Origin of the sequence: Mycolicibacterium iranicum (assembly GCF_002101705.1) — a bacterium.
Classification (GTDB): domain Bacteria; phylum Actinomycetota; class Actinomycetes; order Mycobacteriales; family Mycobacteriaceae; genus Mycobacterium; species Mycobacterium iranicum.
This window is the reverse complement of record NZ_LQPC01000002.1, coordinates 139,847-165,188: the sequence shown is the minus strand read 5'-3', so window position 1 is coordinate 165,188 and position 25,342 is coordinate 139,847. Positions and strand designations below refer to the sequence as shown.

Here is a 25,342-nt window from a genome sequence, read left to right as displayed (position 1 = left end):
CGGACACTCCCTGGGGTCGGGTACAAGGTGGTCTAGTTGCGATGTCAACCGTCTCACACTGCGCCGCAAAAAACACAGCTAACTCGCAACAATTCCACAGCAGTCATTACAGCAAACGCAATGCTGCGCGACCGCGGCTCGCACCAGGCGCGGTGCGGAGAGATCCACCTGAGAGCTATTTCGGGGCGTTCAGCTCGTCGAGGGCGAGCTCGGCGCCGCGGTTCAGCGGGACGGGATCGGTGTTGCGCGCGTTCTCCAGCGTGATGCCTTTGGCCGCGCCGACGACCTTGGCCAGCTCAGGCTGCTTCTCGAACAGCGTCTTGGTCAGCACGCACGCCAGATTGGCATCGAGGTCGTTGCGCACCAGGAGCATGTTGGGCACGACAATCGTCGGTACGTCGGACGGCAGCTGGTAGGTCGCAGCCGGGATGAGACCTTCCTCGTAGGCGGGGCTGATCTCGGCCATCGGGCCCAGCTGCGAGGTGATGTCGATGAAGCTGACATCGTTGCCGATCGAGGTGAACAGATCCGTGATGCCCGGTGTCGGCAGACCGCCGGACCAGAACAGCGCGTCGATCGACCCGTCCTTCATTCCGTCGACGGTCTTGGTCAGGTCGAGCCGTTGCGCGGCGACGTCGGACTGAGGGTTCAGGCCCGCGGTTTCGAGCAGCCGGTTGGCGATGACCTCGGTACCGGAGCCCGGCGATCCTGTCGACACGCGCTTGCCCCGCATGTCGGCGAGCGACGTGATGCCGCTGTCCTTGCGGACGACGACCTGGGTGTAGTTGGGGTAGATGCGCGAAATCGCCTGTATCGGCTGCTCTTTGCCGTCGAAGCTACCGGTGCCTTCGATGGCGTCAGATGCGGTGTCGGCGAGCGAGAACGCGACCTGGTAGCTGCCCGCGACCAATTGTTCGATGTTCTGCACCGACGCACCCGTCTCCGCTGCGGTCGCCTTCACAGTGCCGTTGGTGGCGGCCGAAATCTGTTCGGCGTAGGCATTTCCGAGCGAGAAGTACACGCCGGTCGAATTTCCTGTGGCAATGCTGACCCGCGTATCGGAGCCCACCTCGCAGGTGATCTCGCCACCGGAATCGGCGGCAGGCGCATCCTGCCTGCCGCCACAGGCTGTTGCCGCTGCCCCGGTGAGCACCAGTGCCGCCAACACCGTCACGCTGCGTTTCATGTTCGTCGTCCTCCCGTTGGTCATCCTCATGTCGGTCTCCTCTTGTTGCTGATGAAGGTGAGCGCTACCGCGCCCAGCAGGAACGCGAATCCGGCCGCGATCGTGACGGGATTCAGGAAGAGCAACAGCAGGGCCGCAATCGCGGTGAGGATGCGCGAGATTCGGCCCATCGCGCCCGCGCCGAGCGCCCAGCCGCCAGCGGCGAACGACAGTGCGACGATGCCGACGGCCGCGACGGCCGACGCCCAGACGACGCCGATCCACGGCCCGCGGCCCAGCAGGTACTCACCGGGATCGGTCAACACCAAGGCGATCGGCACCAGGAAGGCAGGGGCTGCGTAGCGCAGCGCCTGCCACATGGTCGGGATCGCACGGCCGCCGGTGACCGCGGACGCGCCGACGGCCGCGAGCGCCGTAGGCGGCGTGACCTCGGACAGCACCGAGTAGTAGAAGACGAACATCGCAGCCGCGGGAGCAGGAACGTCGAGCGCCAGCAGTGCAGGCCCGATGATGACCCAGCCGATGACGAACGAGGCCGTCACCGGGATCGCCAGGCCAAGAAGCGCCAGCGCGACGGCCGCGAACACGGCCGTCAGGGCCAGCATCATCGTGCGGTTGTCGGTGAGCGCATCAACACCACCGACGAGGACTGACGAAAACTGAGCGCCCAGACCGGTTTTCGTCGTCATCGCCGTGATCACGCCGGCGGCGGCACATACGGCGACCACCGGCAGTACCCCGCGCACTCCTGTGCTGAGTGCATCGAACAGCCGTCGCGGAGTCAGCCGGTAGCGGCGGTCGAGAAAAGAGAGCAGGACAGCCAACATGGTCGCGTACACCACCGCCCGCGTCGCAGACATCCCGACCGCCAGTAGCACCACGATCGCGATCAGTGACGAGAAGTGATATCCGAAGCGGCCCAGTAACTTCCACGGAGACTTGGTTTCCAGATGCGCTGCCCTCATCCCGAAGCGCCTGGCATCGATCTCCACGGCAAGGAAAATGCCCAGGTAATAGAGGACCGTCGGGATCATGGCCCACCCCAGCACCGTCAGGTACGAGACCTCGAGGTATTCGGCGACGATGAACGCCGCCGCACCCAGGGTGGGCGGTGACAGTAGTGCACCCACACCGGCTGCGGCGAGCACGCCGCCCGCTCGTTCGGGCGTGTATCCCGCGCGCCGCATGATCGGCCATGTCACCGCACCCACGCTGACTGCGGTCGCGGTGCCTGATCCGGACACCGTGCCGAGCAGGAACCCCGACGCCACCGCCGTCCGCCCCGCAGCGCTGCGTGAACGGCGGAATGCGGCCACCGAGAGATCGACGAAGAACCGCGCGCCGCCGGACAGTTCGAGTACGGCACCGTAGATGGTGAACAACACGATGTAGGTCGCCGCGACATCGAGAGGGGTTCCGAAGAATCCGCTGCCCGAGTTGTACAGCGCGTCGATGATCTGGTCGAAATCCAAACCGGCGTGGGCGATCGCCCACCCCTGCGGCAACAGTCCCCCGTAGTACCCGTAGGCCAGGAACAGCCCGCACACGATCGGCAGCGCCCAGCCGGTGGTCCGTCGGCACGCTTCGAGGATGAGCACCAGCAGCAGTGCGCCCATCACGACGTCAAGGGGACCGAGCGTGCCCTGGCGGTCAAGAAACGCGTTGTAGCCGCCGCCGGCCGATCCGATGCGCATGGGCAGCACCGGATAGAGGCACACCAGAAGAGTCAGCGCCGCCAGGACCCAGTCCAGAACGCCGGGCCTGTCCTCGGGGTCGAGCCTTCCCCACCCCGATCGGTAGACCAGATACACCAGCGGCAGGGATCCTGACAGGAACACGATGAGGTAGAACTGGCTGCCCTGCGACAGCGGCCGAAAGACCTGCCAGATGGTCAGTATCGCGACAGCGAACGCGACACCGGCGACGAAATGATGGATCCATCCGCGGAGTTCCCGTCCCGGCTTTTCCTGATCGTCGACCTGCGGTACGGCAGAGGTCTCCGCTGTCGCGGTAGCAGGTGGCGCCGTGTCGATCGCGGTGGGCGGATCGTCGGGCTCCCTCGATGGGCTCCGGTCCATATGAACCCAAACGTTAAGCGCCGATCATGGATATCGCGGCGGAATCCCGACTTATGTTGGCAGAGCATCTTTTCGCCGGCCTGCGGCCCATAGGCTGGGTGGATGAGCACCGACGAGCAGCGGGCTGGAGTGGACCTGACGAACCTGGATCAGGAGCTCACCGAGGATTCCGGTGCCACGAAACGCGACCTTGTCGACTATCTCGACGCCGTCGCCGACAGGATGCTGCCCGTGCTGGCCGACCGGCCGTTGACCGTGCTGCGCGCGTTGCGGGGCCGTGCTCCGTTCATGCAGAAAAACGTCCCCAAGTACACGCCCGACTGGGTCCGCACCGTGGGCATTTGGGCCGAGGCGTCCAAGCGCGAGATCCACTATGCGCTGTGCGACGACCGGCGCACGCTGCTGTGGCTGGCGAATCAACGCGCGATCGAATACCACCCCGCGCTCGGACTGGCCGACAACATCTACCGTCCGACCCACCTGATCCTCGACCTCGACCCACCCGCTGACGCCGACTTCTCCGCGGTGGTGGCCGTGGCAAATTTGGTGCGCCGGGCGCTCACCGACAGCGGCTTGTCCGGCGCGGTGAAGACGAGCGGGTCGCGAGGCGTGCACATCTTCGTGCCCATCGACGACAGCGCACCGGGCGACGATGTGGCCGCAGCGACCCGCGCGTTGGCTGCCCGGGCCGAGGCCCTCGACCCGTCGATCGCCACGACGGCCTTCATCGTCGAGGACCGGGCCGGCAAAGTATTCGTTGATGCCACCCGCGCAGGAGGCGCGACGGTGGCCGCGGCCTACAGCCCGAGGCTGCGGGCAGGCACGCCGGTGTCGTTCCCGGTCGCATGGTCAGACCTCGACCGGGTATCGCCCGCCGACTTCACCGTGCGGACCGCTGTCGACGCCCTGGCCGGGAAAGATCCCTGGGCCGACGAGATGCCCGCTGCTCAGCGATTGCCGGAGGACCTGATCGCGCACGGCCACACCATCCCAGTCGCCAGGGTGGCGGCGATGCACGAGGGAAAACGCCGCGCCCGCGAGAGGGCGACCCATCGAGCCCGCAGCGGCGGCGCAGCTGACTAACTGTCCGGACCCGGCTTGACTGTCACGACTTCGGTCAGCCCGCTGACCGTCAGCACAGGCAGCAGCATCGGATTCACGACAAGGTCGATGGACTCCGCATGATCGAAAAGCACATTGATCGCGCCGCTGTCGAGATACTCCACCGCAGTGAGGTCCACGCGCAACGGCGTGCCGTCGGCTCCGGCCGCAGCGTCGCGCAGCGCGCTGCTGAACACCTCGATATTGCTGAGGTCGAGCTCGCCGACAGCGGCCAGCACAAGTCGGCCGTCATCGCGGCGATGGGTGCTGAGCTGAAGCGGGGTCGCCATCACGCGATCCTGGTGTTCATGTGCACGGTGGTGCCGGTGGCCTCCGATTCGATGGTGACATCGTGCATCAAGGCCTTCATCAGCGCGATGCCCCGCCCCCGGTGGATCGCTGGGATCTCTGCCGGGGCTTTCCAGCTCCCCGTGTCGATCACGGTCAGCTGGAGACGATCGGGCAGGGCGATCGCGCGCAATCGGACCCGCCCGTTCGGGCTGTCGCGGTGACCGTGCTCGATGGCGTTGGCGAGCGCCTCACCGACGGCGATGAGCACGTCCAGGGCCTGGTCGGCGGGCACGCCTGCACTCTCCAACCAGCCCCGCAGCAGGGTACGGCTGGCCGCCAGCTCTTCGACGTCCGCGGCCATGTCGAGGTCGAGCGGCGCGGGTTGTCGGTACAGGAGCAGTGCCACATCATCCTGATACCCATCTGCGGGCGCAAGCCTCGCCATGATGGCCGTCGCGAGTTCGTCCAGCGCGGTGGCTCGGTTGTCCTGGACGATGTCGGTGGCTCGCGCGATCCCGTCGTCGATCGATTCGCGGCGCCGTTCCACCAGTCCATCGGTGTAGAGCAGCAGGGTGGCCCGGGCGGGCATGGTCTCGGTGGCCTCGGTCCGGTGCGGCGGATCCTTCAGCCCGAGCGGGGTTGCCCGGGCACCTTCGAGCAGCCGCGTCGTCCGGTCGGCGAAGACCAGGATCGGCGGAGGGTGCCCGGCGCACGAGTACGTGACCTCACCCGTCAGGGGATCGAGCACCGCGCAGAAGGCGGTGGTGCAGCGCGCACCGGGCAACCGGGCAGCGAACCTGTCGAGAGCCGACAGTGCAGCCGCGGGGCTGGGATGTTCCAGCAGCAGCGCCCGGCACGCGCTGCGCAACTGGCCCATGACGGTCGCGGCAGCCAGACCATGACCGACGCAGTCCCCCACGATCAGGCCGATCCGGCCGTCGTCGAGGTCGACGACGTCGTACCAGTCGCCTCCCACCTGCAGCGGGCTGGTGGCGGGCTGGTATCGGACGGCGAAACCACTCGACAGTGACGGACCCAGGATGGCGTGCTGCAACGCGAGCGCAGTCTCGCGCTGCTGGTCGATCTGATGGACGCGCTGCAGCCCCTGCCCGAGGCGGCCCGCGAGGACTGTCAGGAGCGTGTGGTCTTCGGAGGTGAAGAGCCGCTGCTCGAACAGTTCGATGTAGACGACGAGGACGCCGCGCGGATGCCTCATCGCGATCCCCGCGCCTCCCGCCGAGGACGTGTCGGGATCGAGCAGATCGCCATCGCGAAGGGCGGTGATCGCATCGTGCACCTCGGCGGGCAGGCCCTCCCACCGGGTCGATTCGCCGACGCTGACCAGATTCGGTACGGCCCCTTCCGCATCGGCGTCGTCGCCGGCGGTCCACGTGACGGCGATGACACGCCGGGCATTCCAGATGGCCGCGAACTCCTGTGCGGCGGCGAGCACGGCGTCGTCGAGAGTGTCCGCCTGGGCCAGGTTCTCGTTGAGCGACGCCAATGCCGTCTCGCGCTGCACGAGGTAGCGCTCGGCGGTGACATCGCGCATCGTGCCGACGATGACATCACGGCCGGTCTCAGGATCTTCGGCGCGGGTGAACGTCGCGGTGACCCAGAGGCGGTGGCCGTCTTTGTGCGTGACGGGCACGGTCGAGATGGTGCCGTGAGGCTGGTCCATCAGAGCGGAGAACGCGTTGGTTATCTGCCGGTGCGCTTCGGCGTCGCTGTCGGCGGACGGCCACCACGCGTGGGGCGCTGGATAGGGCAGGCCGGCCCCGCCGTAGCCGAGCATCTCGGTGAAGGCCGGGTTCAGCTCGATGACGGTGCCCACGTCGTCGCAGACGAAGAACGCCTCCTGTAAGGAGTCGACAAGTGCTGTGCGCCAACGCGCGTGGTGTTCGCGTAGCCGCGCGAGTTCCACGTTGGCGCGGACCCTGGCGAGGAGTTCAGCCGCGGCGAACGGTTTGACGAGGTAGTCGTCGGCACCTGCCCGAAGGCCGCTGATGGAGGCTTCCTGCCCGGCGCGCGCCGACAACAGCAGCACCGGCACGGCCGAGGTGCGGCGGTCGGCCCTCAACTCCGCGACCAGTCCCAACCCGTCCAGTCGCGGCATCATGACGTCGCTGATCACGATGTCCGGGGCATCCGCCCGCACCGCTTCCAGCGCTTCCCTACCGTCGGCGACAGCGTCCACCTGATAGCCGTCGGCGCGAAGAAGACGTGTCAGGTACTCGCGCATGTCGGCGTTGTCGTCGGCGATCAGCACCCGCGCCGACGTCGGGGACGGACGCCTATGGGAGTCTGATAGCCCTGCCGCATAAGCACTTTCGTCGATGTCGGCAGCAGTACCGCCGGGAACCCAGCGTAACGCCTCCTCGACGTAGGCGTTTGCGCGACCGCCCGAGGTGCGCCTGTCGGACTCTGCGGAAATCTCATCTGCGGGAAGGTGCGCCGCGCCGAACGGCATGCGAATGGTGAACGTGGTGCCCCGGCCCTCGGCACTGTCGGCGCTGATCGTGCCACCGTGCAACCCGATCAGTTCCTTGACCAGAGCCAGACCGATGCCACTGCCCTCGTGGGATCGCGCCTTGGCGTTCTCGATCCGATGGAATCGTTCGAAGAGGCGCGGCATCTCGTCGGCGGGCACCCCGGTTCCCGTGTCGGCCACCTCGATCACCGCTTCGTCGCCGTCACGACTTGCCGTGACCGATATCGTGCCCTCGAAGGTGAACTTCAGGGCGTTCGACAGCAGGTTGAAGATGACCTTCTCCCACATGTCGCGATCGACATACATCGGCTCGCCTACCGGCGGACAATCGACGTCGAAGGTCAGTCCGGCGCGTTCGATGGCAGAGCGAAAGACGCTTGCCAGTTCGGCGGTCAGCGCGCCGAGGTCGACCGGTTGATACAGCGCCTGTGTGCGCCCCGCTTCGATCCTGGAGAAGTCCAACAGGGTGTTCACCAACTTGGTGAGCCGTAAGCCGTTGCGCCACACCACGTCGAGTTCTTCCCGCATCCGCTCGTCGACGTTGTCGGCACGGCGCAGCTCGGCCACCGGGTCGAGGATCAACGTCAGCGGGGTGCGGAACTCGTGGCTGATGTTGGAGAAAAAGATGGTTTTCGCGCGGTCGAGCTCGGCGAGTTCCTCAGCACGCCGCTGCTGGGCGCGATAGCTGCGCGACGAGCCGATGCCCGCGGCGAGGTGTCCGGCGACGAGGGTGACGAAGCCCTGATACGCCTCGTCGAGCAGCCGGTACCGATTAAGACCCGCCACCAGAAAGCCGCTGGGCGACCCGCCCTGATGCAGCAGCGGCACGATCAGCGCCTGCGTGGGCGGTTCGCGCCAATCACCGCTGGGCAGAACAGGATACGCGTCACCATCAACGTCGATGAGCATCGACTCGCCTCGCGCGGGAGTGGCCACCGGCCAGAGCTCACCTGGCGCGCCGGTGAGCCGCTCGGGCGCCGCGGGATGACCCGGTGCGATACCGCTCGCACCCGCCAAATACGCAGATTCGTTCTGGTCGAACAGATAGGTGAGTGTGAAGGGGAGGTCGCGCAGGTTGCGCGCGAGCTGGCGGTCGGCGAAGCTCAGCACCTCTTCTTCGGTACGCATCAGGCTGGGGTCCGAGCCCAGATCGCGCAGCGTCGTCATCCGCCGCTCGGCGATCACCTGCAGAGTGTCCTCGCTGACGACGCACAACAGTCCGACCACACGTCCGTCGTCGTCGCGCAACGGGCTGTAGGAGAACGTGTGATAGGACTCCTCGATGTACCCGGCGCGCTCGATGAACAGCAGCAGTTCGGTGTCCCAGGTCGCTTCACCGGTCGACAGGACACGCTCGACTCGCGCGCTGATGTCCTGCCAGATCTCGGCCCACACCGTGGAGGCCGGGCGCCCCAACGCCCAAGGATATTTGCGTCCCAAGGTGTCGCGGCGGTAGGCGTCGTTGCAGAAGAAGGTGAGCTCTGGGCCCCACCCCATCCACATCGAGAACTTCGACGTCAGCAGAATTCCCACGGCCGTCGCCAGGCTCTGCGGCCACGTTTCCGGCGGGCCGAGCGGAGTGGCCGCCCAGTCGACGTCCGCATGTTGACGACCGATCTCGCCGCCGCCGGCGAATACGTCGGCCGGTGAAGAGCCAACAGGCCCCTTGCCGCTCACTGCGTTTCGTCCGTCACCGCAAGAGCCTCGCCCAGACTGCGGTAGGGCGGTAGGACGGTGTTGATCTTCGTCACCTCGATGGGCCGCAGGACCTCGGCGCCGGTCGCTACCACACGCACCGCGACACCCTCCGCGCGCGCCTTCTCGGAGCAATTGAGCAGGGCGTTGAGCCCTGCGCTGCCGAAATATGTGACACCGTCCAATTCGACGACGAGCACCCGGGCCGGACGGGTGACAGCCTCGGCGACCGCGGCCGTGAGCGCCTCAGACAGCGAATCAACTGTGCGCGAATCGACTTCGCCGCCCGCGCGGACCACGACGGCGCCGTCGTGCACGTCCTGCACGATCTCCAGCAGTCCCACGCGTTCTCGCACCCTCACCCGACGCGCTGATGCACGGTCAGCAGGAGGTGGTCGAATTCCCGTCTCAAGTCGTCACGCTGGGCACGCACAGTGTGGAACTCCTCGACGATCTGGGCGGCCAACAACCGCACCTTGACGTTGGTCTGCTGCGAACGCCACTGCAGGAGTTCGAAGGCCTGGTCGGGGCCGACCCCGTAGACCAGCATGAGCGCGCCCTTGGCCTGCTCGATCTCCGCGCGCGCGGCGAACAGGTCGGGCAGCGAATTGTTGAGGGCGTCGCGGCGCACCTCGTGCAGGGTGGCCGTCAGATCGACGTAATAGCCCTCGGTGCCCACGACGGCGCCGCTGTCGTCGAGCATTCGATCGGCGAGGACGAGGACGGTGTGTTCACGACCGTTCGTGTCGATGAAGCGGTGCCTGCTGGAGAACGCGCCGCCCGCGTGCAGGGCTTGGTCGAGAAGCTCCTGCACATGCCTGCGATCGTCGGGGTGTTTGTGCCCGAGGAGGAGCTCAGTGGTCGGCGTGACCGAGCCCGGCTGATAACCGTGCATGAGGGCAACCTCGTCGGACCATTCCCACCGCTGGCCGACGAACCAAAACCGAAAACTGCCGACACGGAGATCGCCACTGGACCGAAGAGACTCGTCCAACGCGGGCTTAGACACCCGGTCAGTGTGCGGCATCGATCCATTATTCCACCTGGCGGGCCGCTACAAACCAGTTCGCGGGCGGGCAAGCGCGCTGCCCGGCTCCCGAATGGCTGCCGGCGAACTTTCCGCACGGCCCCGAGCGCCTACGAGGAGCCGTTTGGCGTCCCCGTCGCCGCGCCGGCCCTTCGGGCGACGAAGTAGAGCACCACCCCGGCCGCCAGCAGCGCAGCGGCCAGCAGCCACACCGTGCTGCTCTGCTGCGTGAGTAGCAGCAGACACGAGCCGATTCCGAGAACGGGAACGAACGTCCAGACGCGGAAGTGGTCGTGGTCGACGTGGTCGCGGCGCAGCACCAACACCGACACGTTCGCCGACAAGAACACGAAGAGCAGGAGTAGCACCACCGTCTCGGCCAGTGTCGAAAGATCTCCGATCAGCGTGAGCATCATCGCGACGACGGTCGTTGCGACGATCGCGACCCACGGTGTGCGGCGATTGGGCAGCACACGCGCGAAAATGCTTGGCAGCAGACCCTGTTCGGACATGCCGAAGGTGAGCCGACTCGACATGATCATCGTCAGCAGAGCGCCGTTGGCCACGGCGATGAGGGCGATCAGACTGAACAACCAGTCGGGTACCGCCACCCCGGACGCCGCGACGACGTCGAGCAGCGGACCTGAGGATTGAGAGAGTTCCGCCGACGGCAGCGCGATGGCGCTCGCGAGACCGACCAGCACGTAGACGAGACCGGCGGTGAGCAGGGCACCGAACAGCGCGCGTGGGTACACCCGGCTGGGATCCCTGATCTCCTCGACCACGTTCGCCGAGGTCTCGAAGCCGACAAAGGAGTAGTACGCGAGGATAGCGCCGCCGAGGATCGCCAGCGCGGGTGTGGTGCCGTCGGGCAACGCGCCGACCCTCGCCAGATCGCCGTCACCCCGCCCTACCATCAGAGCGACGACCCCGACGACCAGCACGAGCCCTGACAGCTCGATGACCGTCATGACGACATTCGACTTCAACGACTCGCTGATGCCGCGAGCATTCAGGCAGGCGACCAACGCGAGGAATGCCACGGCCGCCAGCGGGACGGGGACATCGACGAAGGTCGCGAGGTAGTCACCGGAGAATGCCAGCGCCAGGCCGGCAGCGCTGGTCACGCCGGCGGCGAGCATGCTGAACCCCACCAGAAACGAGATCAGCGGCTTACCGAAGGCGCGTTCGGCGAAGACCGACGCTCCCCCGGCACGTGGATACTTCGTCACCAGCTCGGCGTAGGACCCGGCGGTCAGCAGGGCCAAAGCCAACGCCACGGCCAATGGAGCCCACAGCACACCGCCGACCTCAGCCGAAAGCTCGCCCATCAGCGCGTAGATGCCGGCGCCCAGGACGTCACCCAGGATGAACAGGAACAACAGCGGACCGGTGATCTTGCGCGCGAGTTTCGTCGATTCGGTGGTCGGCGCAGCTGTCTCAGACGTCACGCCCGAGCAGGTACCCCGGCGACGCCGATCAATGCCTCGAAGGCGAGCGACTATTCCTGATGCGTGCCTGCGGGGCCGGGACGACGGTCAGAATGGCTAGATGCGCTTCGGAAATTTCATGGCACCGTTCCACCCGGTCGGACAGAACCCCACCCTCGCGCTCGAACGCGATCTCGATCTGATCTCGGCGATGGACCGCCTCGGCTTCCACGAGGCGTGGGTGGGTGAACACCACTCCGCGGGATTCGAGATCATCGCCTCCCCCGAGGTGTTCATCGGCGTCGCAGCCGAACGCACCAAGCACATCAAACTCGGCACGGGCGTCAGCTCGCTGCCCTATCACAACCCGTTGATGCTCGCCGACCGCATGGTGCTGCTCGACCACCTCACCCGGGGTCGCGTGATGCTCGGCTGCGGGCCGGGCCAGCTCACCTCTGACGCGCACATGCTGGGAATCCCTGCCGATGAACAACGGCCCCGCATGGAGCAGTGCCTCGATGCGATCGTGCGATTGCTGCGCGGCGAGACGGTCGCGATGCACACCGACGGATTCACGCTGCAGGACGCGCGACTGCAACTCAAGCCCTACAGCGACCCGTGCTTCGACATCGCGGTCGCCGCGTCGTTTTCCCCCACCGGCCCGCGCGGCGCGGGCAGGCACGGCATCGGCATGTTGTCGATCGCCGCCACCGCCAGGCAGGGCATGGATCTGCTTGCCCAGCATTGGAATACGTGGGAGGAGGTTGCGGCGCAACACGGCCACGTCGCGGACCGGTCCAAGTGGCGGCTGGTCGGACCGATGCATCTCGCCGAGACCCGAGAACAGGCCGAACGCGACGTCGAGTACGGAATCGCGCAGTTCTCAAACTATTTCACGCATATCCTGCCCGCTGGACCTGTTCAGGGCGAGACGCCCGCCGAGATCATCGCGAACAACCGGGAATCCGGATTCGCCGTGATCGGCACGCCCGCCGATGCGATCGCCAAGATCGAAGAACTCGTCGAGGCAAGCAACGGCGGCTTCGGCGCCTTCCTGCTTTTCGACCACGACTGGGCTCCGCCCGCCGCGAAGCTGCGCAGCTACGAACTGTTCGCGGAGTTCGTTATTCCGCATTTCACCGGCCAGCTCACGGGACCGATCGCCTCCCGCGACTGGGTCACCGACAGCGGTACTTCGTTCGTCGACCAGGCGGCGCACGCCATCGGCAAGGCGATCGAGGATCACGCCGCAGAACAGCAGGCCAGACAGCCCTCCGGTTAGCCTCTGCGACAACATCATTCGATGACATCAGAAGAGCCGTCCAGTACAGCGCGGCAGCTGCTGGAATTGTGGGGATTGCGCACCGATGGGCCCGCCCACGACGGCACCCACGCGCACCTGCTGCCGGTGCGCACCGACGACGGTGTGGCCGCTGTTCTGCGGGTCGGCAGAGCCGGACAGGCAGCCGAGCATGACCACCTGGTGTTGCGGCGCTGGGGCGGCCGAGGCGCAGTACGGCTACTTCGGGCCGATCCGCACCAGCGGGCGGTACTGCTGGAACGCCTTACCCTGCCGAGCCTGGAGACGCTGCCCGAGGCCGAGGCATGCGCGATCGCGGCCGGCCTCTACGGCGCGCTGCACGTGCCAGCGATGCCGCAATTGACCTCGCTCACCTCGATTGTTCAGCAGCGAACGATCGAGCTGGACCACCTGCCACGCGGGGCACCGATCCCACACCGACTGGTGGAGCAGGCGGCAGCGTTGAGCAGGGAGCTGACCTCCGAGGCGGCGACCGCGGGCGTCGTATTGCATGGCGACCTGCACTACCGACACGTGCTCAGCGCAGACCGCGAGCCCTGGCTGGCGATCTCGCCACGCCCTCTCAACGGCGACCCGCACTACGAACTGGCACCGATGCTGTGGCACCGCTGGGCTGATCTTTCCGGCGACGTCCGTGACGGCGTCCGGCGCCGCTTCTACCGGCTCGTCGACGCCGCCGCCCTCGACGAGGACCGGGCTCGAGCCTGGACGCTCATCCGCGTCATCCACGCGGCGGTATCGGAACTTCACAGCCCGCGCGGGCACGCCGCCACGTCGTTGACCCGTTATGTGGCGATCGCCAAAGCTGTACAGGACTGAAGGGTGGCCCTGACATGACGTCCGACGACGCGCTTCTGCAGGAGATGCTCGACGAGCATCAACTTCGCAAACTCGTGCACCGCTACTGCCGCGCCGTCGACCGCGGAGACGTCGACGAACTGCGGCGCCTCTACCACCCGGACGCTTCCGACTCTCACGGACGCTTCTCCTCGGGATCGGCGCTCGTCTTCATCGATCAGATCGCCGCGGCGCGGCCCTATCTGCGGTCCATGCAGCACCACGTCACCACGGCTGATTTCTCGATCGACGGGGACACCGCCGAGGGCGAGGTCTACACGATCGCCACGCACACGTTCGTCGCCGACGGTCGCGACGTCGACGTCATCGTCGGCGGACGGTATCTCGACCGCTACGAGAAGCGGGGCGGGACGTGGAAGATCGTCGAACGCGCCATCGTCACCGACACCGCCCACGTGAATGACCCGTCGACACGCGACCTCAGCCACCCCGTCACCCGGGGCACACCTGTCGGTTCGCCGGGCGCCGAAGACCCGTCGCACAGCTTTTTCACGCTGCTGCGTTCCGCGCGTCCGCGCTGACCCTGTCACCCACTAGTTGGGATCGGCCACCCTTTCCGCTCGCGGGTCGTGCGCTGGCGCATCGCCCGTCGGTGACCCACGGCATACTGGTGCTGGAGTGAAAATTGTGACAGATGGGTACACCATGCCCGTCATCGTCCAGTAACCGCCAGGTCGAGGAGAGGCCCGTGGCTGTTCGCATCATCGCCGCGCTGACGCGCCGACGGCTGATCGCCGCGGGATCGGCGCTCGTGATGGCCCTGACATCAGCCGCTCTCAGCGCACCCGTCGTGACGGCCGCACCCCGCTGCAATGACATCGAGATCGTCTTCGCCCGCGGGACTGACGAACCGCCTGGCCTCGGCGTGGTCGGCACGTCGTTGGTCAAGACGCTGCAGCCGATGGTCAAGGGACAGTCGATCGGCACCTACGCGGTGAAGTACCCGGCTTCGTGGGATTTCGCGCAGGTCGCCACCGGCGCCAATGACGCCAGCAGGCGCGTTCAAACCATTGCCGCGCAATGCCCCGACAGCAAGATCGTGATGGGCGGCTATTCCCAGGGCGCGGCCGTCATCGACGTCGTCGCCACGTCACCCATCGCGGGACTGGGCTACACCGCGCCGCTGCCGCTGGCCGTCGTGCCCCATGTGGCGGCGATCGCCGTCTTCGGCAACCCGTCGGCCCGGTTCGGCAGACCGCTGACCGTCCTCAGCCCGGATTTCGGCGCCAGGACGGCAGACCTGTGCAACACCGGTGACCCGATCTGTTCACGCGGCGACGACTTCTCCGCGCATGTGCGCTACCCGCAGTCCGGACTGGTGAAGCTGGCGGCCCAGTGGATCACCAAGCATGTGCAGCAACGTGTTTAGAGCCCCAGCTCTCGCAATCGGGTGCGGTAGGCGTCAATACTTGTGAGCTTGATGTCCTCGTAGCCGCGCACCATGTCCGCCAACCCGGCCACTTCGACTGCGTGGTCGTAGTTGTCGGTATCGAGTTCGCCGGCCAGTCGCACCACGACGGAGACGTATTCGGCCAGAAGTTCCCGTTCGACCTTGCGAACACGTGCATACCCGAACGGATCGAAGACAGTTCCGCGCAGCAGCTTCCCTTTGGCCAGAACACGCAACGCGACATGACTTCTCGGGCCCAGACCGATCTTCGATGTGCGGCCCATCGACCGCAGCGTAGGCGGGTGCAGCCTGTAGGTCAGCTTTTCGCCGCCCGGCACTTCGGACTTGACGTGGTCCAGGAACTGAGGGTCGGTGAGCAGCCGCGCCACCTCGTACTCGTCCTTGTACGCGGTGAACTTGTACAGCCCCCTCGCGACCGCCTCGCTGAACTCGGTGCGGGCGCCGACGGCACGTTCTGCGGTCCAGATCTGTTCCATGACATCCACATACCTGCGTGCGACCTTGTCATTCTGAAACGCCACGAGGTCGGATGCGCGCCGCGCGATGAGGTCGCCGACGTGCCCGCAGAACGAGGTGCCCGCCAGCACGTGCACAGGCGCAGGCGCCGCGCGCCGATCGGTCATGGGCGAGACCACGTCGTGGAAGTGTGCCGGATCGGCGATCGCGACGCGGCCCCAACGAAACGCGGCGACGTTTGCCGCGGCGGCGACGCCGTTGATCCCGATCGCTTCCTCGATGGCATACGCCGGTATGCGCAGCGCCCCCGTCTGATAGGCCGCGCCGATCAACAGGAAGTTCGCCGCGGCGGTGTCACCGAACAACGCCTGCGCCGCCGCCAGCGCGTCGAAAGACTGCACGCTGCGCGAGACGCGGCCCAACCGGTCCAACAGAGACGCCGTGTCAGGATAGGCAATCGTCTTGTCGTACACCATGTTCCCGGTGGGCGTCTTGCTGGTCGAGGCCACCGACACCGTTCTGGTGGGATCGCCGTAGCTGAGATTCTTCGGGTCGGCGGCAGCCAGCAGGTCAAAGGCGACGAAACAGTCCGCGCTGCCGGGTGTGAGCCGGTTGGCGGGGTCGAGCTCGTGTGCGGCGAACCGGAGATGGCTGACTACAGGACCCGCCTTCTGGCTGAGGCCGATCTGGTCGAGGCTCTCGACGTCGTATCCCGCCCGTAAGGCGGCGGTGGCCAGCACCTGGTTCACCGTGACGATGCCGGTGCCGCCGATTCCGGCGAAGAACACGTTGTGCGTGGAGGTGATGGGTTCCGCGGCCAGTTCCGGGAGCACGGGCGGCGACGGCACCCGCTTGGTCGGCGGCTGCTTACCCGTCACCTCCACAGTGACAAACGATGGGCAGTCGCCGTCGAGGCAGCTGTAGTCGGTGTTGCAGGACGTCTGGTCGATACGGGTCTTGCGGCCCAACTCGGTGTCGACAGGTTGCACGGAAAGGCAATTCGACTTCACACCGCAGTCGCCGCAGCCTTCGCAGACGGCCTCGTTGATGATCACCCGGGTTGTCCGGGTGGGCAGGCTGCCGCGTTTGCGCTGTCGGCGCGCGTCGGCGGCACAGTGCTGGTCATAGATCAGGACCGTCACACCTTTGACGTCGCGCAACCTCTTCTGCGCTTCGTCGAGGCGGTCCCGGTGCCACACGAGCGTGCCCTCGGCCAGAGCACGCTTGCGGTGACGGCGAGGCTCGTCGGCACAAATGATGATCTGCTGCACACCTTCATATTTCAGCTTGTGAGTCAGAGCAGCGACCGCCAGTGCCCCTTCGGCGTGCTGGGCGCCGGTCATCGCGACGACGTCGTTGTAGAGCAGCTTGTAGGTGATGTTCACCCCGGCGGCGACACAGGCCTGCACCGCGAGTTGGCCGGAGTGGAAGAACGTGCCGTCGCCGATGTTCTGGAACAGGTGGGGGATATCGGTGAACGGCGCCTGACCGATCCACTGGCTGCCTTCGCCGCCCATCTGGGTGAGGCCGGTGACAGCGCTGTCCTTGCGGCCCGACATCGTGACCATCGTGTGGCAGCCGATCCCGCCGCCGGCGAGCGACCCTTCGGGAACCGCGGTCGAGCGGTTGTGGGGGCATCCGCTGCAGAAGTAGGCCGCACGTTGGGCGGGAAGGACTTCCAGCGCCAACGGAGGCGGTGGCGGCTTCTTGAGGTCGAGGTGCTGTCCGAGGACACGGCGCAGCGGCGCGAGCAGTCGTCCGGCGGTCAGCTCACCGCCTGCGGGAACGAGCAGACGCCCCTGCGCGTCCTTCTTGCCGATGATCGGCGGTGCGCCGTGCCTGCCGTACAGGATCTCTCGCATTTGTGTCTCGACGAACGCGGTCTTGTCCTCGACCACCAGGATCTCGTCGAGGCCGTCGGCGAACGCGGTGACCGTGTCGGGACCCAGCGGGGTGGGCATCCCGATTCTCAGAAGTCGGACACCGGCCCGCCTCAGCGCAAAGTCGTCCGCGCCGAGGTCGGACAGAGCCTGCCGCACCGAATCGAAAGCAGTTCCGGTGGCGGCGATTCCGATGCGCGCAGTCGCGGAGTCGAGCTCGATGACGTCGAGGCGGTTGGCCGTACCGTAGGCCCGGACGACTTCCGCACGCGGCCCGTACAGGTCAGCCTCGGCGAGCAGACTGTCCGCGGGTGCCGCCATCGGACGCTGTCGGTACGAGAAGGGCTTTCCCTCCCAGTAGATTTCGGGAACGACGATGTCGACTTCGAGGTCTTGTGCGTCGACCGACCACGCGCCGTCGGCCACGTCGGCGACGATCTTGAGCGCCACCACACAGCCTGACGCCCTGGACAACGCGATCCCGTGCATTGCCATCGTGACGATCTCACGGGCGTTGCGTGGGAACAGGACAGGGATTCCCAGCGCCGCCAAGGAGCGCTCGCTGACCGCGGGCACGGTGGACGATTTGGAGGCGGGGTCGTCACCGACGAGGAGCAGCATTCCGCCGCGAGCGTTGACGCCGTACATGTTGGCGTGCCGGAGAGCGTCGGTGGCGCGGTCGAGGCCGGGCCCTTTGCCATACCAGACGCCCAACACGCCGTCGTGGGTCGGCGTACCCGCGCCCAGCACCGCTTGACTGCCCCACACGGAGGTCGCCGCAAGTTCCTCGTTCAGCCCGGGGACGAAGGTGATGTCGTGGGCGCCCAGCACGTCGGGCATTCCGGCCAGCATGCGGTCGACTCCGCCCAGGGGGCTGCCCTGATAGCCGGAGATGAACGTCGCCGTCCTCAGTCCGGCACGCGCGTCCCGCTCGTGCTGTTCGACGAGAGCCCGAGCGATGGCCTGCACACCGGTCAGCAGCACCGCCCCCGATCCCGCGCGGTAGCGGTCGCTGAGTTCGTAGGCGTTTCGGTCGGGTCGGCGGACGTCGAGATCCGTCATCGGGGCTCACCACCTCGGCGATTGCTGGGCGTATTGCTTCCTCTAGAGTGGCAGGGGCGCGCAATGTGAGCAAGCAATCAATAACTGATTGAGCATGTTGCCCATAATTCGATCGGTGTGACGTGGGATACTGCGCGACATGGCGAAACTCGACCGCACCGACGCACGGTTGCTACTGGCCCTGTGCGACGCACCGAGGGCTACGGGGGTGCAGCTGGCGACGATGCTCAACCTGGCACGAAACACGGTGCAGGCGCGATTGGCGCGCTGGGATCAGGAGAAGGTGCTCGCGCCCATCGACCGGTGCGTCTCTCCGCGTGATCTCGGATATCCGCTGAAGGCGTTCATCACCGTCGTGGTGGACCAGCACAAGCTCGAAGACGTGATTGCCGAGCTGGAGACCGTCACCCAGATCACCCAGGTCACCGGGCTCTCAGGTGCGGCCGATCTGTTGGTCGGTGTCGTAGCGACCGATGCCGATGACCTGTATCGAGTCGCGGGTCTGGTTCTCGCGGTTCCCGGTGTCGAACGCACGACGATGTCGGTCGCCATGCACGAGGTGGTCGCGTACCGCACCCGACCGCTACTTGAGGAACTGGCGCGCGGCCGCGGCTGAGGCACCTATAGCCGCGCGAAACAGGCGTTCGTCTCCTCGTTCGGGATGGCGGCGTCTTGGCTGGAGAACGTTCCGACGACTCCCCTTTCGGTGACCTCGACGCTGTCGGCGTGAATTCCGAGCGGGTAGTTGTCGTTGAGCTTCTTCGTCAGGTCGTTGAGCGCCGACTGTACCGTCTCCTTCGGGAACGGCCCCGCGACCTCCAGCACCTCCAGGTTGAGGTCTCCTTCTGAGACAACGGGTTTCGCGGTGACGCTGGAGTCGCCCGCGTTCATCACGATCGTGCTGGACTGCGGGTCGGTCCTGACATCGGTGACCAGGCTGCCGACCACGGGTAGGTTCTCGGCGACAGTGTCTTTGATGCCTGCCGACGTCCACGTCAGGGTCGCGTCCAACGCCCCGATGGTGCCTTTGGAATCGCCGGAATCCTGAAGGCGCACGTCTCGCAGGGTGACGTCTGCCGTCATTCCCTTCGCCGACTGCACGCGATCCCCCGCTGTTTCGACCGAGATGTTCGTGTAGTGGCCGGTGATGTGCTGCCACAGGAACGGCGGATTCACCCCGTAGGAGATCGTCGCCCCGTCCTCAACGACGCATTCGGCCACGGCGACGAGGATGCCGTCCGCGCGGTGGCGGGCATAGAGTTCGGCGCCTGCAAGCCCGCCCGCCAGCACGGCGACCGCGATGACCGCAAGCGGGACGATGGTTTGCCGAGTGAAAAACGTTGCTCGCTTTGGGCTTTCTGCGATCGGGCCCGGCGACGTTTGCCGGGGAGGCACAGGTCGCGGTGGCGGCGCCTGCGGGCGCGGTGGTGGCGGCGGTGGCCGCCGGATTTTCTCGGTCGGGGCGGCTCCCATCGGCTGGGCAGGACGGGCCCATATCTGCTCTGTCGGCGAGTCCGGTCCGCCGGGTCGCGGAAGTCGTCGCGTCGCCGGGTCAGGTGGCGGCATCCCGCGGCCTCGCCGGCCAGGATCTCCTGGGCGTTGCGGCGGGTTCGTCACCTGCGTAATTCTGCACCATCGGCAAGCACCTGCGGAGAAAGTCCTGCCACGAGTTACCGCCAGCAGGTAGTGCGAAGCTCGGCCAACGTCCATGACAGCGCGGATGCTACGGAGCAGACTCGTCTGCGTCAGCGACAAATTCCGTCAGGAGGACACCATGACGACGTCCATCGCGCGCAGCAGCCACACCGCGTCATTGCACGACGGCGAGATCGTCGAGGAGTCCGACCTCGGCTCCATGCGTCGAGTGACCGCCGACAATCTCCCGATCCTCAAGGGGTTGTCGATCAAACGGGTCCTGCTGAATCCGGGTGCGATGCGCACACCGCACTGGCACGCCAACGCCAACGAGCTCACCTACTGCGTCCGAGGAACCGCGCTGGTGTCGATCCTCGACGACCACAGCAGCTTCTCGACGTTCATCGTGACGGCAGGCCAGATGTTCCACGCCGCATCCGGGTCGCTGCACCACATCGAGAACATCGGCGACGATGTCGCGGAGTTCATCATCGCCTTCCGCAACGAACGCCCCGAAGACTTCGGATTCGGCGCGACTCTGGGCGCCTTCTCCGACGCGGTTCTGGGCAACACCTACGATCTGCCCGCCTCCGACATGGCCAAGATTCGTCGTGACACTCGCGACCACAAACTGGCCGCCCGCACCGGTGCGCCGGACATCCCCGCGAGGGCGTACTTCAATGACCCGCACAAGTTCGACGTCGAAGCCCAAGCACCCGGGTTGAACTACGTGAGCGGTAATGCACGCTTTGCGCGCAGCCAGTTCTGGCCGGTGCTCAAAGACATCTCGATGTACTCGCTGCGCGTCACCGAGGACGGCATGCGAGAACCACACTGGCATCCCGTCACCGCTGAGATGGGTTACGTGCAGCACGGCGACGCCCGGATGACGATCATGAATCCCGACGGCACGCTCGATACCTGGACGATGACCACCGGCGACATGTACTTCATCCCGAGGGCCTACCCGCACCACATCGAGAACATCGGGACCGACGAGTGGCACTTCCTGATCTTCTTCGACCAGCCGTTCCCCGCCGACATCGGCTATCGCGCATCGGCGAGCGCGTACTCACGGGAGGTCCTCGCTGCCGCCTTCAACACCCACATCGACGACCTGCCCGAATTTCCTTTCACGCCAGCCGATCCGCTGATCGTCCCGCGCATCAATCCGCTGGACTGAGGAAATCGCCGAACCGGGAATCCTGGCCTCGAATCGGTGTTCACTACGACACCGGAGACCGATTCGGCGAGCAGGTGGCACACCCCGGATCCGCGATACCCGAGTTTTGGGCGTGCCCTCGGAACACAACTGTGCAACCATCGAACCGTGGGACTGTCAGACTGTCTAACTGGTGTCGCACGCCCCGCCTTGGCTGTCGCCGCCAGTCTGCTGATCATGCCGCTGGTCGCGCCGCACGCCTTCGCGCAGCCGCTTCCTCCGGTGCCGCCTCCGCCGATACCTCCGGTTCCTGCCCCGCTGGGTCCGGCTCCTGCCCCACTGGGTCCCGTCGCCAGCCCGGCCCGGGCGCCGCTGCCGATGGGGACCCCCGGCTGCCCCGACGTCGAGGTCGTCTTCGCACGCGGAACGACGGAGGCCCCGGGCCTCGGTGCGATGGGGCAGGCATTCGTGGACGACCTGCAGAGCAAGCTCGGCGACAAGTCCGTGCGTGTGTACGCGGTCGACTACCCGGCCAGCCCCGATTTCCCGACCGCGATTCAGGGCATCGCCGACGCCAGCACACACGTGCAGGAGGTCGCGACGAACTGCCCCCAGACCAAGCTGGTGCTCGGTGGTTACTCCCAGGGCGCGGCCGTCATGGGTTTCGTGACAACAGAATTGATTCCCGACGGGGTCTCGGCGTCGGAGGTTCCACAGCCGATGCCCTCCGACATCGCCGATCACGTTGCCGCGGTGACGCTGCTTGGCACGCCGTCGGAGCGATTCATGGGTGTCATCCAGCAGCCACCGGTGAAGATCGGCTCGCTGTACCAGCCGAAGACCATCGAGTTGTGCGTTCCCAACGACTTCGTCTGCTCGGCAGGCAACGACCTCGGTGCGCATGCCCGCTACATCTCCGACGGCCTGGTGACACAAGCCGCCGACTTTGCCGCGAGCAAGGTGGCACAGACCCCGACGCTGTCTTCGGTGGGCGGTCCTCCCCGCTGATGCCGGAACAGGCCGCCGCGGACCGATAGTCGCGATAAGGTTCCCTCGCTGAGTTGGGTCCCACTCCTTCAGAAGGGTCGGCAATGGCCAGATCACGGTTCCTCGCGCTCACCGCCTCAACGCTCGTGGTCTTCGGGCTTGCGTCGTGCGCCCCGCCGGCGAAAGAGGAAAGCAGCGGCCAGACCGAGTCCGGTGTGAATGCCAGGGAGGCGACGTCGGCCGAGGACTTCGGCGGCATGGAAGGCCTCATCGAAGCCGCCAAAGCCGAAGGCGAGCTCAATGTGATTGCGCTGCCGCCGGATTGGGCAAACTACGGCGAGATCATCAGCGCCTTCTCCGAGAAGTACGGCATCAAGGTCAACTCCGCCCAGCCCGACGCGAACAGCCAGGACGAGATCAACGCGGCCAATCAGCAGAAGGGTCGCAGCACCGCACCCGACGTCTTCGACTTGGGCCAGGCGATCGCGCTGGCGAACACGTCGATGTTCGCCCCGTACAAGGTGGCGACATTCGACGACATTCCCGACGAGTTCAAGGATCCCGACGGCACCTGGGTCAACGACTACGGCGGCTACATGTCGATCGGTTACGACTCGTCGAAGGTTCCGGAAATCACCGGCGTCAATGACCTTTTGAAGCCCGAGTTCCGAGGCAAAGTCGCGCTGAACGGTGACCCCACCACTGCGAGCGCCGCGGCCAACGGCGTGCTGATGGCGTCGATCGCCAACGGCGGGTCGGCCGACGACATCGCACCCGGTGTCGACTTCTTCCGGCGGCTCAACGACGCAGGTAACTTCCTGCCCGTCGACCCCACGCCCGCCACGGTCGAATCCGGCCAGACGCCTGTCGTCATCGACTGGGATTACCTGAATGCGGCCGAGTCGAAGAAGATCCCGACGTGGAAGGTGTTCGTGCCCAACGACGCCCTGGTCGGCGGATACTACTTCCAGGCCATCAACAAGGACGGCCCGCACCCCGCGGCCGCGCGCCTGTGGCAGGAGTTCCTCTACAGCGACGAGGGCCAGAATCTGTATCTCAAGGGATTGGCCAGGCCGGTTCGGGCCGAGCAGATGGCCGAGGCCGGGACGGTCGACAAGGCCGCCTACGACGCACTGCCCGCCGTCACCGGAACCCCGGTACTGCCGACCAACGACCAGAGCACCAAAAACGCCGAATTTCTCGGCGCGAATTGGGCTTCTGCAGTTGGGTGACGCAGCCGTCAGCTGATCCGGACATCCTGGCGGATGAGTTCTTTCTGGACCGCGGCGATGTCGACGTCGTCCAGATCTTGATCGCAGTGCAGCGACACCGCGGCCGCCACGCCGGCGCCTTGCCCGGTGACCGCGCAGCACGACATGTTTCGGGTCGCGGCGTGGGCGATGCGATCGCCGCCGGTCGCGCGCCCGGCAACGATCAGGTGCCGCACCGACCTCGGCAGCAGGGACCGGTACGGAATCTGCAGGTAGCGTCCCGTCGTCGGTAACACCAAAACGCCGTAGCCATCGATGAATTCCGGGTAGATGCCAATGCTGTCTTCGAATCGACCCTGCTCACGTACGTCGGTCTCGGTGAGGTTGTAGACGGCGTCGATCTTGCGGGTGTCGCGCACCCCGATCGTCATGCCGAAGTTCCGCAATCTCGCTGCCGTGCAACCCGGGGTGTAGCGGCGCAGGGCCTCGATCGCAAGCATCGCCTGTCGGCGGCCCTCGATCTCGAAGCGGGTGAGGCTGTCGGGGTCGGTGCCGTCGCAGCCTGACAGGTGAACAAGGTTCATGTAGGTGAGCTCGCCGGTGTCGTGCATGGCACCCCACGTGCCGCCGATCGTTTTCAGGTCCGCGGGAAGCACACCGTCCTCGATGGCTTTCGCAAATGGCTTCTCCAAGTAGGGCGAGTAGCGATCGGCGTCCTTGGGGTCGATGTCGTCGGCGGCGAATTCTCCGGCCGCCCAATCGCGATACGTCTGCGGATCGTCGGCCACGCCTTGAAGGAACGCCGCCTTGTCCACTCCCGCCAGGTGGAACATCACCGAGGCAGCCATCATCTGCTCGACCGGCGTCTTGTGCACCGGCGCACCCGCCCGGGTCGCCACGTCGGCGTCCCCCGTCGCGTCGATGACGCGGCGAGCGAGGATCGCCTCGCGGCCCGCTTTGGATTCGGTGATGATGCCGATGACGGTGTCGCCCTCCATCAGAGGCGCGACGAACTGCCGGTGCAGCATCGCGTGAATGCCGGCCTCCTCGACGAGCCGATCGGCAACCAGCTTGAAGCCCTCAGAGTCCAGTTCGTAAGACAGCGACTGACTTTCGGGCACGGCCGCCCCCATGTCCTTGGCGCGCCGCTCGAACTCCCACCCGATGCCACCGGCCTCGACTGTCTGCTCGTGGCGGTACCAGGCGAAGCCCTCGACACCGACGGCCGTGATGTTGCCGCCGAAGCATCCGAATCGTTCGACCAGGGCCACGTCGACACCGGCGCGCGCCGCCGCCAGCGCCGCGGCGAGGCCGCCGGGCCCCGAACCCACGACCAGCACGTCGGTCTCGTGGATGACGTCGATCTCACGGCTGGGCTCGGTGATGGTGCGGGTCATGACGCGGGATCCTAGCCCCGTCGGGTGTCTGTTCCGCGAACCAAGAGTGCAGCCCCGGCCAGCAGTTCCCACGCGATGATCGGGTACACCGACGCCCGCTCGACGAGCCCGGGCGGTACGACACGTGACCCGTCGGCGATCAACACCAGAAGGCTGGCGATGCCGAGGCTTCCGAGGGCGATGCCGGCCCAGCCCAATCCACGGTGTGCTCCGAGGGCGTGGCTGCCGACCCCGCCGGCGATCACTGCGACGTTGCCGCCCACAATCGCAAGTCCCGCACCGACGACATGCCAGTGTGCCTGAGCCGATCCACTCGGGAACGTGCCCACCAACACGTTGCCGACGGCGTTCGCCACGGCTGCGGCGACGAAAAGCTGAGCAACGCGACTCCGCCGCAACCAGCCCCTACCGATGACGAATGCGCCTGCTGCGAAAAGCATCCCGTGCACCATGAACGCGCCGATGTTCATCAGCGGGACCACGCCTAGGTCACTGATGAAATCGCTGACATAGCTGTACCCGTCTACGCGTGCCGCCGAGATCCCTTCGCACGCGAGATAGACAGTCGCACCCAGAAGCCAGATGACGGCTGTCAGCCGCGCGGGGTTCACACCACCCAGAGTGTCACCGGAGCGGTCGCGTCGCGCCCATGACAGAGCCACA

20 protein-coding genes are annotated in these 25,342 nt (G+C 66.3%); 9 read left to right on the top strand and 11 right to left on the bottom strand.

All coding sequences use genetic code 11. The features are described from left to right. Window positions 1-175: 175 nt before the first annotated feature. Together AWC12_RS00720 and AWC12_RS00715 are read right to left on the bottom strand one after the other, a co-directional pair. On the bottom strand, window positions 176-1,216 hold the full coding sequence (locus AWC12_RS00720; RefSeq protein ID WP_412093781.1) for a TAXI family TRAP transporter solute-binding subunit: 1,041 nt from the start codon (window positions 1,214-1,216) through the stop codon (window positions 176-178). Beyond that, complete coding sequence (locus AWC12_RS00715) at window positions 1,213-3,264, bottom strand: TRAP transporter permease (protein ID WP_024449441.1); 2,052 nt, start codon at window positions 3,262-3,264, stop codon at window positions 1,213-1,215. The genes AWC12_RS00720 and AWC12_RS00715 overlap by 4 nt, the downstream gene beginning before the upstream one ends. 102 nt (window positions 3,265-3,366) lie before the next feature. Here AWC12_RS00715 and AWC12_RS00710 point away from each other — a divergent pair, with 102 nt between their 5' ends. Then, window positions 3,367-4,347, top strand: a complete 981-nt coding sequence (locus tag AWC12_RS00710; RefSeq protein WP_024449440.1) for a DNA polymerase domain-containing protein — start codon at window positions 3,367-3,369, stop codon at window positions 4,345-4,347. Here AWC12_RS00710 and AWC12_RS00705 read toward each other — a convergent pair. The 5 genes from AWC12_RS00705 to AWC12_RS00685 all read right to left on the bottom strand — a co-directional run bounded on the left by AWC12_RS00705 (window position 4,344) and on the right by AWC12_RS00685 (window position 11,320). Next, window positions 4,344-4,655 carry an STAS domain-containing protein gene (locus tag AWC12_RS00705; RefSeq protein WP_024449439.1) on the bottom strand — a complete coding sequence of 104 codons (312 nt, stop codon included), beginning with the start codon at window positions 4,653-4,655 and terminating at the stop codon, window positions 4,344-4,346. The genes AWC12_RS00710 and AWC12_RS00705 overlap by 4 nt on opposite strands. Beyond that, window positions 4,655-8,824 carry a SpoIIE family protein phosphatase gene (locus AWC12_RS00700; protein WP_085171670.1) on the bottom strand — a complete coding sequence of 1,390 codons (4,170 nt, stop codon included), beginning with the start codon at window positions 8,822-8,824 and terminating at the stop codon, window positions 4,655-4,657. Before AWC12_RS00700 ends, AWC12_RS00705 begins: the two co-directional genes overlap by 1 nt. Beyond that, complete coding sequence (locus AWC12_RS00695; protein ID WP_234813782.1) at window positions 8,821-9,186, bottom strand: STAS domain-containing protein; 366 nt, start codon at window positions 9,184-9,186, stop codon at window positions 8,821-8,823. The genes AWC12_RS00700 and AWC12_RS00695 overlap by 4 nt, the downstream gene beginning before the upstream one ends. 14 nt (window positions 9,187-9,200) lie before the next feature. Continuing rightward, the gene (locus AWC12_RS00690; RefSeq protein ID WP_085171668.1) at window positions 9,201-9,869 is read right to left on the bottom strand and encodes a PAS and ANTAR domain-containing protein; all 669 of its coding nucleotides are present in this window, start codon (window positions 9,867-9,869) and stop codon (window positions 9,201-9,203) included. Window positions 9,870-9,979: 110 nt separating this feature from the next. Further along, window positions 9,980-11,320 carry an APC family permease gene (locus AWC12_RS00685; RefSeq protein ID WP_085171665.1) on the bottom strand — a complete coding sequence of 447 codons (1,341 nt, stop codon included), beginning with the start codon at window positions 11,318-11,320 and terminating at the stop codon, window positions 9,980-9,982. Window positions 11,321-11,420: 100 nt separating this feature from the next. Here AWC12_RS00685 and AWC12_RS00680 point away from each other — a divergent pair, with 100 nt between their 5' ends. From AWC12_RS00680 to AWC12_RS00665, 4 genes are all read left to right on the top strand, one after another. Next, on the top strand, window positions 11,421-12,581 hold the full coding sequence (locus AWC12_RS00680) for an LLM class flavin-dependent oxidoreductase (protein ID WP_085171663.1): 1,161 nt from the start codon (window positions 11,421-11,423) through the stop codon (window positions 12,579-12,581). Between the two features lie 21 nt (window positions 12,582-12,602). Next, a complete protein-coding gene (locus AWC12_RS00675) occupies window positions 12,603-13,439 on the top strand; it encodes an aminoglycoside phosphotransferase family protein (RefSeq protein ID WP_085171661.1) in 837 nt (278 codons plus the stop codon). Window positions 13,440-13,453: 14 nt separating this feature from the next. Then, complete coding sequence (locus tag AWC12_RS00670; protein ID WP_085171658.1) at window positions 13,454-13,999, top strand: nuclear transport factor 2 family protein; 546 nt, start codon at window positions 13,454-13,456, stop codon at window positions 13,997-13,999. A gap of 233 nt (window positions 14,000-14,232) precedes the next feature. After that, window positions 14,233-14,847 carry a cutinase family protein gene (locus AWC12_RS00665; RefSeq protein WP_420087670.1) on the top strand — a complete coding sequence of 205 codons (615 nt, stop codon included), beginning with the start codon at window positions 14,233-14,235 and terminating at the stop codon, window positions 14,845-14,847. Here the strand turns inward: AWC12_RS00665 and AWC12_RS00660 are convergent. Then, window positions 14,844-18,287, bottom strand: a complete 3,444-nt coding sequence (locus AWC12_RS00660) for an indolepyruvate ferredoxin oxidoreductase family protein (protein WP_085171654.1) — start codon at window positions 18,285-18,287, stop codon at window positions 14,844-14,846. The two genes, AWC12_RS00665 and AWC12_RS00660, sit on opposite strands and share 4 nt — an antisense overlap. 139 nt (window positions 18,288-18,426) lie before the next feature. Between AWC12_RS00660 and AWC12_RS00655 the strand changes: the two genes are divergently transcribed. Continuing rightward, window positions 18,427-18,903: an Lrp/AsnC family transcriptional regulator gene (locus AWC12_RS00655; protein ID WP_024449430.1), complete on the top strand. Its 477-nt coding sequence runs from the start codon at window positions 18,427-18,429 to the stop codon at window positions 18,901-18,903. A gap of 5 nt (window positions 18,904-18,908) precedes the next feature. Here the strand turns inward: AWC12_RS00655 and AWC12_RS00650 are convergent, their stop codons facing one another. Beyond that, window positions 18,909-19,904 carry an LmeA family phospholipid-binding protein gene (locus tag AWC12_RS00650; RefSeq protein ID WP_234813781.1) on the bottom strand — a complete coding sequence of 332 codons (996 nt, stop codon included), beginning with the start codon at window positions 19,902-19,904 and terminating at the stop codon, window positions 18,909-18,911. 157 nt (window positions 19,905-20,061) lie between these two features. Here AWC12_RS00650 and AWC12_RS00645 point away from each other — a divergent pair, with 157 nt between their 5' ends. From AWC12_RS00645 to AWC12_RS00635, 3 genes are all read left to right on the top strand, one after another. After that, window positions 20,062-21,105 (top strand): cupin domain-containing protein, encoded by a 1,044-nt coding sequence (locus tag AWC12_RS00645; protein ID WP_085171749.1) that lies wholly within the window; start codon window positions 20,062-20,064, stop codon window positions 21,103-21,105. 216 nt (window positions 21,106-21,321) lie between these two features. Next, window positions 21,322-22,092, top strand: a complete 771-nt coding sequence (locus AWC12_RS00640; protein ID WP_412093780.1) for a cutinase family protein — start codon at window positions 21,322-21,324, stop codon at window positions 22,090-22,092. Between the two features lie 83 nt (window positions 22,093-22,175). After that, on the top strand, window positions 22,176-23,303 hold the full coding sequence (locus tag AWC12_RS00635) for an ABC transporter substrate-binding protein (protein ID WP_085171650.1): 1,128 nt from the start codon (window positions 22,176-22,178) through the stop codon (window positions 23,301-23,303). An 8-nt stretch (window positions 23,304-23,311) separates the two neighbouring features. Here the strand turns inward: AWC12_RS00635 and AWC12_RS00630 are convergent, their stop codons facing one another. Both AWC12_RS00630 and AWC12_RS00625 read right to left on the bottom strand, forming a co-directional pair. Further along, window positions 23,312-24,679, bottom strand: coding sequence for an FAD-dependent oxidoreductase (locus AWC12_RS00630; protein WP_085171648.1), 1,368 nt, complete (start codon window positions 24,677-24,679; stop codon window positions 23,312-23,314). A gap of 11 nt (window positions 24,680-24,690) precedes the next feature. Continuing rightward, complete coding sequence (locus tag AWC12_RS00625) at window positions 24,691-25,290, bottom strand: DUF998 domain-containing protein (protein WP_085171747.1); 600 nt, start codon at window positions 25,288-25,290, stop codon at window positions 24,691-24,693. Between the last annotated feature and the right edge of the window lie 52 nt (window positions 25,291-25,342).

What these genes read in the sequence shown, in the direction of transcription:
- AWC12_RS00655 (WP_024449430.1), top strand. Translation starts at nt 18,427, where the DNA reads ATGGCGAAACTCGACCGCACCGACGCACGGTTGCTACTGGCCCTGTGC.
- AWC12_RS00705 (WP_024449439.1), bottom strand. Translation starts at nt 4,655, where the DNA reads ATGGCGACCCCGCTTCAGCTCAGCACCCATCGCCGCGATGACGGCCGA.
- AWC12_RS00710 (WP_024449440.1), top strand. Translation starts at nt 3,367, where the DNA reads ATGAGCACCGACGAGCAGCGGGCTGGAGTGGACCTGACGAACCTGGAT.
- AWC12_RS00675 (WP_085171661.1), top strand. Translation starts at nt 12,603, where the DNA reads ATGACATCAGAAGAGCCGTCCAGTACAGCGCGGCAGCTGCTGGAATTG.
- AWC12_RS00660 (WP_085171654.1), bottom strand. Translation starts at nt 18,287, where the DNA reads ATGACGGATCTCGACGTCCGCCGACCCGACCGAAACGCCTACGAACTC.
- AWC12_RS00690 (WP_085171668.1), bottom strand. Translation starts at nt 9,869, where the DNA reads ATGCCGCACACTGACCGGGTGTCTAAGCCCGCGTTGGACGAGTCTCTT.
- AWC12_RS00640 (WP_412093780.1), top strand. Translation starts at nt 21,322, where the DNA reads ATGCCGCTGGTCGCGCCGCACGCCTTCGCGCAGCCGCTTCCTCCGGTG.
- AWC12_RS00715 (WP_024449441.1), bottom strand. Translation starts at nt 3,264, where the DNA reads ATGGACCGGAGCCCATCGAGGGAGCCCGACGATCCGCCCACCGCGATC.
- AWC12_RS00630 (WP_085171648.1), bottom strand. Translation starts at nt 24,679, where the DNA reads ATGACCCGCACCATCACCGAGCCCAGCCGTGAGATCGACGTCATCCAC.
- AWC12_RS00645 (WP_085171749.1), top strand. Translation starts at nt 20,062, where the DNA reads ATGACGACGTCCATCGCGCGCAGCAGCCACACCGCGTCATTGCACGAC.
- AWC12_RS00665 (WP_420087670.1), top strand. Translation starts at nt 14,233, where the DNA reads ATGGCCCTGACATCAGCCGCTCTCAGCGCACCCGTCGTGACGGCCGCA.
- AWC12_RS00680 (WP_085171663.1), top strand. Translation starts at nt 11,421, where the DNA reads ATGCGCTTCGGAAATTTCATGGCACCGTTCCACCCGGTCGGACAGAAC.
- AWC12_RS00720 (WP_412093781.1), bottom strand. Translation starts at nt 1,216, where the DNA reads ATGAGGATGACCAACGGGAGGACGACGAACATGAAACGCAGCGTGACG.
- AWC12_RS00670 (WP_085171658.1), top strand. Translation starts at nt 13,454, where the DNA reads ATGACGTCCGACGACGCGCTTCTGCAGGAGATGCTCGACGAGCATCAA.
- AWC12_RS00635 (WP_085171650.1), top strand. Translation starts at nt 22,176, where the DNA reads ATGGCCAGATCACGGTTCCTCGCGCTCACCGCCTCAACGCTCGTGGTC.